This window comes from Pseudodesulfovibrio sp. S3, from assembly GCF_004025585.1.
GTDB lineage: Bacteria > Desulfobacterota > Desulfovibrionia > Desulfovibrionales > Desulfovibrionaceae > Pseudodesulfovibrio.
Map to the genome: position 1 here is coordinate 342,492 of NZ_QTZO01000002.1, position 11,918 is coordinate 354,409.

The window sequence follows — 11,918 nt, forward strand, 5'->3', positions numbered from 1 at the left end:
ATGTTCGGCCAGGCCGCTACTTGCCCTTGCCGCCACCATTGCCCTTGCCGCCGCCATTGGAGTTGCCGGAATTGCCCTTGCCTTTGCCCCCGCCATTGGAGTTGCCGGAATTACCCTTGGAGGAGCCGGAACCCTTGGCGCCGCTCTTGGAATTTGCAGACGCACGTCCCAACCCCACGGCCTTGGAGCCCTTTCCCCCCGAAACGCCGGGGGTCTTGGAGACGCCTTCCTTGACGTTGCGGCCAGTGGCAAAACCTGCCTGGGCGGATACTGCGGCCATCTCCTTGCCCAACCCCTTGCTGGACACTTCGGCCCGCACCTGGTGCTTGTGCCCCAAGCCCAAAGTGCTCGGATGCACGCCCAGTTCATGGGCGATCTCACCCCAGCCCATGCCTTCGTCACGCATGGACGCAATGGACTCCGCGCTCACTGAGGCTGCATCGGAGAGTGCGCTGTCTGCTGCGGTCTGGGCCGCCTCCAAGGCGGACTGGGCCGCTTCCAGATCGGCGGCTGCCTGGGCCTCGGCTTCCTCGTCCTCTGCCGCCTGGGCGGCAGACAGGGCATCACTGGCCGCATCCACGGCAGCCTGTGCATCGGCCACATCCTGCTCTGCGTCAGCCACGGCCTGCGCCGCATTTTCCGCAGCAGCCGCAGCCAGTGCATCCGCCTTTGCGGCTTGAGCCGGATTGGCAAAGGCGGGTTCGGCTTCAACGGTATCCCCGGCATCCTCGCCATCGGCAGGATCAGCGAGGTCGCCCGTGTCCCCGACCACATCGCCGGTTGCAGGGTCGGTCACGGGATCCGTCTGGGCCATGGCCGCAGGCGCGGCCAGGGTCAGTGCGACAAGCAATATAACCATCAATAGGCTTAACTTTTTCAGTATAGTACACATATCATTTCTCCAAGTGCTATTACCGGACATCGGTAATGAAGGTCACCGATTCGTCGAGGGAGAAAACACTCTCCTCCACTTCAACCTTTTCGGCGGTTCCAAACCAACTCAGAGGCAGCCTTTTGGGTCCAATGCCTGGATTACCAGCCAGGACATAGTCACGTACGGCCTCGGCGCGTCCCCTGGCCAGGGCAGCATCGCCCGCAGCAAAGGAAACTATGTGCACGGTCAAGGTCTCGTTGACCTGCATCATTGCGCTGAGTACCTGCAACGACGCCTTGCTGTCGGCATTCAGGACATCGGTCCCGGATTTGAACGCCATGCCCTTAAGCGTGACATTGCGTTTACCTATTATGTGATTGCGGTAGGAAAAGTCCCCTTGCAGATTGAGTTGCTCCGTGGCCGTCATGGCCATGCTCCCGTCGGGATAGTACTCAAGGAACCGTTTCCAGGCCGCGATCTCCTCATTGTTTCTCCCCAGCTCCTTCAGGGCGCGCGCCCTGTTGAAAAGCGCTTCGGGGTTGTATGCGTCCAGTTCGACGACCCTGTCATAGTGTGCCAGGGCCTCTTTCCACGCTCCCCGGTCCATGTTTCCATGTCCCAGGTAGAGATGGGCTGAAATGTGCTTCGGGTCAAGGCTGATCGCCCTTTCATAGGCCGCCCTTTCCCGCTCGAAATCAAGCATCGCCCAATGGGCCACCCCGGTCCAGAAGACGTAATCCGCGTTTTCCGGCTCCAGGGCCACGGCCTTTTCCAGGTAGGCAAGGCCATCCTTGGGCCGGTCCATGGCCAGATAGAACCTGCCTACGTAATAGGCCGAAGAAGCGTCCCCGGGGTTCTCGCGGAACTGCTCTCCGAGAACCCTGATCCCGTCCTCGTACTGTTCCTGTTCGAGGTAGTACGGCCCGACGACCTTGGCACAACCGGCTGCGCCCAGGACGCACGCGATCAATATCATCGCCACGATATGTTTCACTCAAAGACTCCCATGGGTTGGTCCGGGGCTTGCTCCCCTTCCAATTGAATATACCGACACACTACACCCCGGGTCACATCTTTATCAAGAATTGTTAATTTGATGATGCCCGTCCTGTCAGGCTGCGGCTGGTGAAACCGAGACGGGCGGAGACATCGCTCAGGGAACCGTTTGCGGAAAGGACTTGGACAGCTCCCCCGGCAATGGCCTCGTCGGTCAGGCCCCGCTGCCGGGCAACCAGGACCAGGCGAACGAAAAAACGCCATTCATATGTCAATCCCTTTGAATCGAATCCGGCCTGGAGCATGGAGCGGGTCAGATCGTAGTCGAACCCCACCTGACCGAGCAGAGACGTCATTTCTGCCCCGGTCAGGAAGGGTTCCGGAGGTTGGGAGGAAAAATCAACGACATAGGCTTGGACATCCTCTCGCGGAGTCCCCTTGGAGAGGCCTTCCCCGAGAACCACGAGCGGTCTCGGATCAGGCGCAACAAGGCGGCCGTCGAGCAGCGACCGGGCAAAGGTGTATTCCTCCAGCTTGCGCTCCAGGGCGCGGACCACGAGCGGCGGCGCGACGCTTTTGGACAACCCTTCTTCAAGCTTGTCCTCGAAAGGAGCCGTGGGCAGTCCTGTCTCACACGCCTCCAAAAGGGGCGAGAGCAGGCTCTGCGCATCGGATTCAGCCAGGACGCCGGAGGAAACCGAGGACAGAACCCGGTCCACGGTCTCGGAAAAGACCCCGCACTTGCGGGCACGATCGGCAAGATCGACAAGGGATTGGTCCTGGGACCAGGCGAGCTGCACTCCGAGAACAATGCACAGCACCAGGGTCGCCAGACCGCAAAGACTACAACGCGTGTTCATGTTCCACGTTCACAAACATAATGGAATTCCGGTTTCCGAACCCGTCGTCGCGGGTCATGGGAGCTTCGGGGTCGGGAACGAGCCTTTCCCCGTTCACCAGGAACAGGTACTCATGATCGCCCGGCGGAAGCTGGGCCTCAAGTATCCAGGCCTGGGTTTCGCCATTGTACCACATGACCGAACGCTCCGCACGCCAGTTGTTGAACGACCCGATGACGGAAACCTTGCGGGCCTCCTGATTCGTGTCGTGGAGAATGAAACGGACCGTGGCCAATCGGGGAACAGTGTCTCCGGTCGGAGTGTCCCATTTGATGACGGCCAGGGCCAGCAAGGCAAGGGCGAACGTCACGGCAGGTATAACCTGCATCGGTTTGACGGTGAGGACCTGCGGCCTGAACAGCCACAGCTTCACCCGGGTCCAGAGGGACGGAGTCCTGGCCTGGAGACCGTCCATTACCCGTTGGGAAAAGCCTTGGGGTGCATCGGCCTCGGGCGCATTCCTGATGCCCTGTATGATGATATCTTCCATTCGGATTTTCACTTGTTCTTCAGTCATTGCTCCCCCCCGTCGAATTGCTGCCGGACCAGGTCCAATCCCCTACTGACGCGCATCTTTGCACCGCTGACGGTGATTCCCAGAGTGCTGGCGATTTCCTTCATGCTGAAATCATATTTGTACCTGAGCATCAGTGCTTCCCGGTATTTCGGATCAAGCCGGAGAACCACTGCAAAGGCCTTCTCGCCATCCAGCCGGTCATGCATGGCCGCCTGGTCATCCGGCCTGTCCTGCACCCGGACCATGACGGCCGCGTCCTCGACGAACAGGAGCTTGTCCCGCCCGTTCTTGCGAAGCCAGTCCCGAGCGACGTTCAGCGAAACCGAATAAAGCCAAGGGAAAAACCGTTTTCCCACAGTGAACGCTCCGAGCTTTTCATATGCCCGCGTAAAGGCTTCCTGGGCGAGATCGGCTGCCGTGTGTTCATCGCCCACCATGCGCAGCATGAGATTATACACGGGACGCTGGTACTCCTGCACCAGCACACCGAACGACTGGACCTTGCCCAGCAGCACTTCCCGTACAATGTCCGCTTCGCGTTTCTCTTTCATTCCTTTCCCGTCGGCCCCGGCCAGGGCCGCAACTCATCTGCAACACTATCTACGTCGCCAGGCCGGTTTCGGTCACAGCCACTTGCCCGTCTTCTTCTCCTAGGCTACACAAATACACTCACCAGCGAGGAAAACACAACCATGAGCACATTCGACAACCCTGTCCTGCAAGCCATCTTGGACCGCCGCTCCATCCGCAAGTTCACGGACGAGCCGGTATCCAGGCAGGATATCACCACCATCCTTACGGCCGGCCAATGGGCGCCCAGCGGACTGAACAACCAACCCTGGCGATTCATGGTCGTCACCAGAGACGATCCCCGCCATGCCGGGCTGGCCGGATGCACCAAGTATGCACACGTTGTCCGGGCCTCCTCCGCATGCATCTGCGTGCTGCTGGAAAAGGCGGCCATGTACAATGAAATGAAGGACCACCAGGGGGTCGGGGCCTGCATCCAGAATATGCTGCTGGCCATCCACGCCCTCGGTCTGGGCGCGGTCTGGATCGGCCAGATCGTCAACGACCAGGCCGCCACCCTGGGCGTGCTGGGAAAAGCCCCTGAAGAATATGAACTCCAAGCCGTCATCGCCCTCGGACACCCCGACCAGAAAGGAAGCTCCGACCGCAAGCCACTTTCCGAACTCATGCTGGAGGATTTTCAATGCACATAGAGACCTTTCCCCTGGGCCAGTTGGAGACCAACTGCTACGTACTCTCCAACGGTCAGAAGGCCATCGCCGTGGACCCGGGCGGGAACCCGGCCGCAGTTCTCGCCCACCTCAAGGCGGGCGGCCTGACCCTGACCCACATCCTGAACACCCACCTGCACTTCGACCACACTGCGGGCAACAAGGCCCTGCACGACGCCACGGGCGCGCCGATCCTGGCCAACAAGAAGGACGCCTCCCTCCTGGACACATGGCTCGGCAAGGGCGGCGACATGGGCCTGCCCCTCATCGCCCCTTACCAATGGGAACACCTTGAGCCGGGCGAAATCACCTTTGCCGGAGCCGAGTGCCGGATATTCCATACGCCCGGCCACTCCGAAGGCAGCCTGACCTTCTACTTCCCGGAAGCGGGTGCCGCCTTTGTGGGCGACCTGATCTTCTACCGCTCCATTGGTCGCACGGACTTTCCCGGCGGCGACCTGGACACCCTCAAGGCGTCGGTCAAAAAGCACATATTCACCCTGCCGCCCGAAACCCGGCTCCTGTCCGGCCACGGACCCGAGACCACAGTTGGCGACGAACAAAATCACAACCCGTTCTTCGGAGGGTTCTAGATGAGCGAAGCCGTCCGCATCGACATCCGCGACAAGTGCTGAGGCGTGGGACTGGAGGTAGGTTGGTATCTCCGTTTCGCCAAGGCAGACCGCATCGAGGCCCAAGTTTCCCTCAAGGCAGCCGCCCAGGTACGCCACGAAGAACACATCTTCCCGGACTGGGTCTTTGAGTTCGAGGAATTCGACGACCATGCGCTGGCCGTCATCACCCGCAGGAAACCGCGCTACGGAAAGGAGACAGCATGACATACGCCGCCATATTCGCCTGCAGCCACCGACACGGCAACTCGGATCATGCGGCCGAACTGCTTGCCAGGGGCGTTCAGGATGCCGGGGGAAAGGCTGAAATCCTGTACATTCGCGACCATGACATACTCCCCTGTCTGGCCTGCGGATATTGCGACACGGCGGGACGCGAGGGCGTCGAGCGGTGCGTGCTTGGCCAAAAGGATCAGGCCTGGGAACTGTTCGGGCACTTCTTCACCGCCAGAGCCGTGCTCTTCGCGTCACCGATATACTTCTATCACCTGCCCTCCCGGTTCAAGACATGGATAGATCGCGGCCAGCAGTTCTGGCAGGCCCGCCTGGACAACGAGCCATGGGTGGCGGACATGCCCGCCCGCACGGCCCATGCCGTGCTTGTGGCAGGACAGCCCTCCGGCGAAAAGCTCTTTGACGGAGCCCGCCTGACCCTCAAGTACTTTGTCCAGAACTTCAACATGGATCTGGCCGCTCCCCTGACCTTCCGGGGCGTGGACAGCAGGAAGGACCTCGGCCAGCGCACCGACCATGAGAATCAGATCATCGAACTCGGCCGCAAGGTCTGGAACTCGGCGGACTGACAACCATGCTTCGAACGGCCCTGTCCCTTGCCCGCAGGCTCGGCCTGACCGCTGTGCGCTGCCCTGTCTGCGGCATGGTCCTGGCCGATCAGGGTCAGCTCCTCTGCACCCTGTGTGCTGAACGGCTTCCGCTCCGCACCGGCGGTTTCTGCCCCACCTGCGGCCTCATGCACGGACAGGAGGACGCCCCGCCCTCCCAGTGCCCGGATTGCCGTCTGAACCCGCCGCCATGGGACGCCATGCATTTCCACGGACAGTATGCCGGGCTCATGCGCGAGCTGATCATCTCCTACAAATTCGGCAACCGTTTCGGCCACACCCGCCTGCTGGCGGCCATGGCTGCCCAAACCTTCCACAAGAGGCAGGCCCGAGTTCCCGACGTCATTATCCCGGTGCCGCTGCACCATCGGCGGCTGTTGTGGCGGGGGTTCAACCAAAGCCTGGAGGTATCCCGCAGCCTTTCGCGGAACATCGGCAAGCCGGTCCTGGGAAACGGACTGACGCGCACGCGGCACACGCCGCCCCAGACGCGCCTCGGGCTCAAGGAGCGTCAGGTCAACATCAAGGACGCCTTTTACGCGGCCCCTGAACAGGTCAAAGACAAGCGCGTGCTGCTTGTTGACGACGTCTACACCACCGGAGCCACCCTGCGGGAATGCGCACGCACGCTGATGCGAGCCGGAGCCGGCGGCGTGGACGTATTGGTCCTGGCTCGCGCCCTGCAGGAGCCGACATGAGCCACATAAATATATGAATTGCCCGCTTCAGCACGAATCAGTAAAAAAACTTGAAAAAAGGTGGATCAGGACTTGACTTCTACCAATGGTTGCGGCTAGGTTGCCTCCTCTTACGAATTGGAGGTTTTATATATGTTTGCTATCATCGAGACCGGCGGGAAACAATACCGCGTTGAAGAAGGTCTTGAACTTAATGTAGATTTGATCAAGGCAGATGCCGGCAATGCGCTGAGCATCGATTCCGTTCTCCTGGTTGACAAGGACGGCGACACCAAGATCGGCGCACCTTACATCGAAGGTGCAGCGGTCGAGTGCGAAGTTCTGGGCCACACCCGCGGCGAAAAAATCGTGGTCTTTCACAAGCTGTCCAAAAAGGACGCTCGCAAGACCCAGGGTCACCGCCAGGATTACACCCAACTGAAAGTCAAGTCCATCAAGGCCTAGCGGCCTGGAAGGGAGGATAACATGGCTCATAAGAAAGCTGGTGGTAGTTCCAGAAACGGTCGCGACAGCGCCGGTCAACGGCGTGGCGTGAAGCGTTTCGGTGGTCAGGAAGTTCTGGCTGGCAACATTCTCGTTCGTCAGCTCGGCACCAAATTTCACCCTGGCGACGGCGTCGGCATGGGCAAGGATTTCACCTTGTTCGCCCTGATCGACGGCTTCGTCAAATTCGAGAAGTACACCCGCAAAAAGGTCGTCAAGACCCGCGTGTGTGTAACGCCCGCCGAGGCCTAGTTCTCGTTAAACAGCATTTGAACCGGGCAGGGAGTACTAATGCTCCCTGCCCGTTTTTTGCGTTCGGGTTTGCGAATGGCCGCCGGTGCCGCCCCAGGACAAGACCAGAATCAGTCAGGTGTACGAGGTACGCCTCGATTCCGTGTTTTTTCTCCCGGCATCTGGCGCTCATATGCCAACCTGTGTAATAAGGAATCGTTATGAAATTCGTAGATGAAGCGACCATCAAGGTGGCATCCGGCAAGGGCGGCAACGGCTGCGCCAGCCTGCGGCGTGAAGCCAACGTACCCAAGGGCGGCCCTGACGGCGGCGACGGCGGCAAGGGCGGCGACCTCATTTTCCGGGGTTCCGAACGCCTGATGACGCTCTACGACTTTCGTTTGAAGCGGCACTACGGTGCCAGGAACGGCGAGCAGGGCATGGGCCGAGACCGCTACGGCAAGGCCGCTGACGACATGATCGTCGACCTGCCCGTGGGCACCCTCGTCTATGAACTCATCGAGGACGAGGACGGCAACGTCCGTGAAGAACTCATCGCCGACCTGGTGGAAGACGGCACCGAGATCGTCATCTGCAAGGGCGGACGCGGCGGACGCGGCAACCTGCACTTCAAGTCCTCCACCAACCGCACCCCGCGCTATGCCGAACCCGGCCTGCCGGGCGAGGAAAAGCAGATCCGCCTGGAGCTGAAAATCCTGGCCGACGTGGGACTGCTCGGCCTGCCCTCTGCGGGCAAGTCCACCTTTATCGCCCAGATTTCCGCTGCCCGTCCCAAAATCGCGGCCTACCCGTTCACCACCCTTGTCCCCAACCTCGGGGTCATCGAGAACGACGACTTCGAGCGCATGGTCATCGCCGACATTCCCGGACTCATCGAAGGGGCATCCGAAGGACGCGGCCTGGGCATCACCTTTCTCAAGCACGTGGAACGCACCCGCTTTCTGGTGCACATCCTGGCTGCCGAGGACGTGAACCGCGAAAACCCCATCGACGGCTACGACATGCTCAATCAGGAGCTGCGCGAGTACAACGCCGAGATCGCCGAAAAGCCCCAAATCAAGGTCATCAACAAGATCGACACCCTGTCTGAAGAGGACCTGGCCGACATCAAGGCCAAGATCGAGGCAACCGGGGAAAAGGTCTTCTTCATCTCCGCACTTCACGGAGACGGAGTGGACGCGCTGCTTGACGAAATGTGGAAGCAGCGCGCCGCAATGGCCGGGGAATAACCCCGGTCCGTCACATCTCGGCCTTGTCCCGCTCCGCAAAGACTTCCTTGGCCGTGAACAGGGCATTCAGGGCCGCCGGGAACCCGGCATAGACCGTCAACTGGATGAAGCACTCGACGATTTCCTCCCGGGTCCAGCCCACATTGAGCGCGCCGTTGATATGCACCTTGAGTTGGGGAGCGCATGCTCCCTTGGCCGCCAGGGCCGAGATGGTCACCAACTCCCTCTCCTTGAGACCGAGTTGCGGCCTGGAATAGATGTCCCCGAAGGCATATTCCACCATGAGCCTGCCCAGGTCCGGGGCCACCTCTTCCAGGGAAGCCACCACCTGATCGCCCAGTTCGCCATCCACCCGGCGCAACATCTCCATTCCGCGTTCAAACCGTTCGTTGTCCATGACAACCTCCTTTTTCACCACTGTGGTCATGGAATCTTGAGACGTCCAATATTGCTTTTCATGCCCTGTGATATGATTTAAGTATCAGCAATGAACACCCGACAGATGCACTATTTTCTGGCTGTTGCCGAGACCCTGCATTTCCGCAAGGCGGCCGAACGGCTGCACATGTCCCAACCGCCACTGTCCCAACAGATATCGGCCCTGGAAGAGGATCTCGGAGTCAAGTTGTTCATCCGCGACCGACGTTCTGTCCGCCTGACCGAGGCCGGTCAGTGCCTGCTCAATGACGTCCGCCTTATCTTGGGGTCCATAGAAACTGCGCGCCGGCAGGCCGTGGACACCGGCCTGGGACGCATCGGCAGGCTGCGCATCGGGTTCATCGGCCCGGCCATAGACGGTCCGTTGGGCCATGACCTCAAGAAATTCAGCCGGACGCAGCCCGGCATCGCTCTGGACCTGCACGAAAAATCCACGCCGGAGTTAGTCAACTTGGTCAGGGAACAGGGTCTGGATATGGGAGTGGTTCGGCGCATGGAGGTGCCCCCTGTCGAACTGGAGTGCCTGCCCTACCACCGGGAAGAATACGTGCTGGCCGTGCCTGCAACCCATTCTCTGGCCGGGAAGCCGCTCATAGAGCCGCACATGCTGGACAATGAACCGCTGATCATGTTCCCCCGGCAGCTCAACCCCATGCTGTTCGATGCCTGGGCAGCCCTCCTGGCCGGGGCCGGGGCACACATGCACGTGGCCCAGGAAGTGATCACCAAACACGCCACCGTGGCCCTGGTGGCGGCTGGACTGGGCATCTCGCCCGTGCCGCGATCCACAGCCGAAACAGGCCGAAGGGATGTTGCCTTCATCCCCTTTACAGGGAACACGCCGCTGCTGGAATTCCAGACAATCGTCCGGCAAGGGCCTCATTCACCGCCCGTCAAGGCCTTTCTGGAACACCTCGCTGAAAGCAGAGACTACCCAACAGGCGCATAGCGGACGACACTGTCCATAAGTCCGGCCTCCAGGCCACCGCGCACGGACTTGTACATTTCGTAAACCGAATCCATGGTCAGATCGAACTCTTCACCCATGGAACGGGCAGCGGCATGGGCGTCGGGGTCGGCCTCGTCCAGACCGCCCTGATAGAAAACATTCAAACCGTCCCTGCCGTCAGCGCTCAGTCGGTCGTAGTCGGCCAGGGTCATCAGGGTATCAGGTCCGGCCTCACTGGGCTGGAGTATTTCCTTGGCTTCCAGGGATTCCATTGCAGTGGTCTCCCCGTCCTGCAACAGCTCCACAGTATGATCGGTCTGCTCAAGAACCACGGGACGATCACCATCGCTCAACCCCCCTCCGGTTCTGAAGGACAAACGATCGTCGATGCCCCTGTCGGGCGCGTCCACGGCACGTTCGCTGTCCTTCTTGCGCATGACCAGCTCGCCCTCTTCATAGAGTTCTGTGGTCCAGTCCGCAGAGTAGGGCCGATCCTTGTGACCGTATTTACTGGTGGCGGTAGCTGTGCCGTATTCGCCCTTGGCAATGCCCTCTGCCAGACCGTCAATGAAAAACGAGGCTTCCGCCGAACTGTCCAGAGCCTTGCGGCCGAGCAGCTCCACGGCTTCCTGCGGTTCGGAGGTAAGGTATTCCTCGGGCTTCATGCCGAGCAGGTCCAGAATGCCCGGCCTGTGCATCAACCCGCAACTGGCGCTCTCATCTACCTTAAATGAGCCGTGGCTCCGCTTGACCAGCTCGCCGCCTTTGTACCAGGAAACGTCTGCTGTCTGGAGTTGAGTCCCGTTGTCTTGACCGACGCCGTCCTTTTGCACATCCGAAACCGAGGCCTCGCGCAGCAGTTCGCCGTCTTCGTCGTAGTCCGAGGTATTTATGATCAACTTGCTCACATGGCTCAGCTCTTTGGTGCTGAGAGGCTCCATGCCGCCCACCTTCACCATATGCCGGTTGGATGCCTGCGCGTACTTGCCGGACTGCTCAATAACCATGTTCTTGGACAGTCGGCCGTTCTCGTGAAATTCCTGGATGGTTGCATGGTAATCGACAATGTGATCCTCGCTGGTCAGGTACTTGACCAGGTCTTCGGAATTGTCGGCCCTGACATCGGTCATCTTGTTCAAGGTGTTCACGGAAAGGCCCGCTGACTGCCCGTCATAGCTCCTTGATTGGAGAAACATTTCGTCATTCAACGTCCGCGTTGACTTTCCGTCCTTGAACCACTCCACCGACCGGGTCATCCTGGCACCGGTCCATTTGTTCTTGCCGGTCAGTTCATTCAACTCGGCATGAATGGTCTGACTGACCTGACCGCTCTCATCATAAAAGGTGGTGTCCATGGTGGCACGGCCATCAATCATGGTCCCTTCCACGGATTTAACCAGACGGTCTCCGTCATACTCCCGGATTTCAAGACGATCACCGTCGATATCGATGACCTCGGTGTGCCCGTTCTTCAGGGAATGTTCGGCATGGTTCTTACCTGAAGGCAGTTTCCAGGGCGACTCCTTCTGCTCCGCGGCCTGCTCACTTGCGCGGAGCATGACGGAATTGGCCACTTCAGCCTTGAAACGCTGGATGGCCTCCTCGCTGATGGTAACGACATCAGACTGCGGCGCAGAAACGGCCGCAGTCTCGGATTCCCGGCGAACGGCCTTGGCGGATTCGGTATCGGTCAGAGTATAAAACGAAGCGGCGTCAAGGGGTTGGACCATTGTTACTCCATGAGGACGGTGTGGACATGCGTTTTGTCCACCAATTCGATATGAACGTTATATCGACACATGTTCATGCAACTTTAGACCAGCTTAACATAACGTGAATTTTACTCTTTAATCACAATACCCGACAGA

General features: G+C 59.7%; 16 protein-coding genes. 9 read left to right on the forward strand and 7 right to left on the reverse strand.

The genetic code is table 11. From position 1 onward, the window contains the following. Positions 1-16: 16 nt before the first annotated feature. The 5 genes from DWB63_RS03320 to DWB63_RS03340 all read right to left on the reverse strand — a co-directional run bounded on the left by DWB63_RS03320 (position 17) and on the right by DWB63_RS03340 (position 3,837). Complete coding sequence (locus DWB63_RS03320; protein ID WP_128327389.1) at positions 17-859, reverse strand: helix-turn-helix domain-containing protein; 843 nt, start codon at positions 857-859, stop codon at positions 17-19. Positions 860-911: 52 nt separating this feature from the next. Then, a complete protein-coding gene (locus DWB63_RS03325; RefSeq protein WP_128327390.1) occupies positions 912-1,868 on the reverse strand; it encodes a tetratricopeptide repeat protein in 957 nt (318 codons plus the stop codon). 94 nt (positions 1,869-1,962) lie between these two features. Next, positions 1,963-2,730, reverse strand: coding sequence for a hypothetical protein (locus tag DWB63_RS03330; RefSeq protein WP_128327391.1), 768 nt, complete (start codon positions 2,728-2,730; stop codon positions 1,963-1,965). After that, a complete protein-coding gene (locus tag DWB63_RS03335) occupies positions 2,714-3,286 on the reverse strand; it encodes a glycogen-binding domain-containing protein (protein WP_128327392.1) in 573 nt (190 codons plus the stop codon). Before DWB63_RS03335 ends, DWB63_RS03330 begins: the two co-directional genes overlap by 17 nt. Continuing rightward, positions 3,283-3,837 (reverse strand): sigma-70 family RNA polymerase sigma factor, encoded by a 555-nt coding sequence (locus DWB63_RS03340; RefSeq protein ID WP_128327393.1) that lies wholly within the window; start codon positions 3,835-3,837, stop codon positions 3,283-3,285. Before DWB63_RS03340 ends, DWB63_RS03335 begins: the two co-directional genes overlap by 4 nt. A gap of 141 nt (positions 3,838-3,978) precedes the next feature. Between DWB63_RS03340 and DWB63_RS03345 the strand changes: the two genes are divergently transcribed. The 8 genes from DWB63_RS03345 to obgE all read left to right on the forward strand — a co-directional run bounded on the left by DWB63_RS03345 (position 3,979) and on the right by obgE (position 8,663). Next, complete coding sequence (locus tag DWB63_RS03345; RefSeq protein WP_128327394.1) at positions 3,979-4,509, forward strand: nitroreductase; 531 nt, start codon at positions 3,979-3,981, stop codon at positions 4,507-4,509. Further along, positions 4,500-5,120 (forward strand): MBL fold metallo-hydrolase, encoded by a 621-nt coding sequence (locus DWB63_RS03350; protein ID WP_128327395.1) that lies wholly within the window; start codon positions 4,500-4,502, stop codon positions 5,118-5,120. The genes DWB63_RS03345 and DWB63_RS03350 overlap by 10 nt, the downstream gene beginning before the upstream one ends. Positions 5,121-5,165: 45 nt before the next feature. After that, positions 5,166-5,366: a hypothetical protein gene (locus DWB63_RS03355; protein WP_128327396.1), complete on the forward strand. Its 201-nt coding sequence runs from the start codon at positions 5,166-5,168 to the stop codon at positions 5,364-5,366. Beyond that, the gene (locus tag DWB63_RS03360) at positions 5,363-5,962 is read left to right on the forward strand and encodes a flavodoxin family protein (protein ID WP_128327397.1); all 600 of its coding nucleotides are present in this window, start codon (positions 5,363-5,365) and stop codon (positions 5,960-5,962) included. Before DWB63_RS03355 ends, DWB63_RS03360 begins: the two co-directional genes overlap by 4 nt. 5 nt (positions 5,963-5,967) lie before the next feature. Then, positions 5,968-6,699 (forward strand): ComF family protein, encoded by a 732-nt coding sequence (locus DWB63_RS03365; RefSeq protein WP_128327398.1) that lies wholly within the window; start codon positions 5,968-5,970, stop codon positions 6,697-6,699. 132 nt (positions 6,700-6,831) lie between these two features. Next, a complete protein-coding gene (gene rplU / locus DWB63_RS03370) occupies positions 6,832-7,143 on the forward strand; it encodes a 50S ribosomal protein L21 (RefSeq protein ID WP_128327399.1) in 312 nt (103 codons plus the stop codon). 21 nt (positions 7,144-7,164) lie between these two features. After that, positions 7,165-7,434: a 50S ribosomal protein L27 gene (gene rpmA, locus DWB63_RS03375; protein WP_128327400.1), complete on the forward strand. Its 270-nt coding sequence runs from the start codon at positions 7,165-7,167 to the stop codon at positions 7,432-7,434. Positions 7,435-7,634: 200 nt separating this feature from the next. After that, positions 7,635-8,663 carry a GTPase ObgE gene (gene obgE / locus DWB63_RS03380; protein WP_128327401.1) on the forward strand — a complete coding sequence of 343 codons (1,029 nt, stop codon included), beginning with the start codon at positions 7,635-7,637 and terminating at the stop codon, positions 8,661-8,663. A 10-nt stretch (positions 8,664-8,673) separates the two neighbouring features. Here obgE and DWB63_RS03385 read toward each other — a convergent pair whose 3' ends face one another. After that, positions 8,674-9,060, reverse strand: a complete 387-nt coding sequence (locus DWB63_RS03385; RefSeq protein WP_128327402.1) for a carboxymuconolactone decarboxylase family protein — start codon at positions 9,058-9,060, stop codon at positions 8,674-8,676. A 90-nt stretch (positions 9,061-9,150) separates the two neighbouring features. On the opposite strand from DWB63_RS03385, the gene DWB63_RS03390 reads away from it, so the two are divergent. Next, positions 9,151-10,050 carry a LysR substrate-binding domain-containing protein gene (locus tag DWB63_RS03390; RefSeq protein ID WP_241648587.1) on the forward strand — a complete coding sequence of 300 codons (900 nt, stop codon included), beginning with the start codon at positions 9,151-9,153 and terminating at the stop codon, positions 10,048-10,050. Here DWB63_RS03390 and DWB63_RS03395 read toward each other — a convergent pair. Beyond that, complete coding sequence (locus tag DWB63_RS03395) at positions 10,032-11,780, reverse strand: hypothetical protein (RefSeq protein WP_128327403.1); 1,749 nt, start codon at positions 11,778-11,780, stop codon at positions 10,032-10,034. The genes DWB63_RS03390 and DWB63_RS03395 overlap by 19 nt on opposite strands. Positions 11,781-11,918 lie beyond the last annotated feature (138 nt).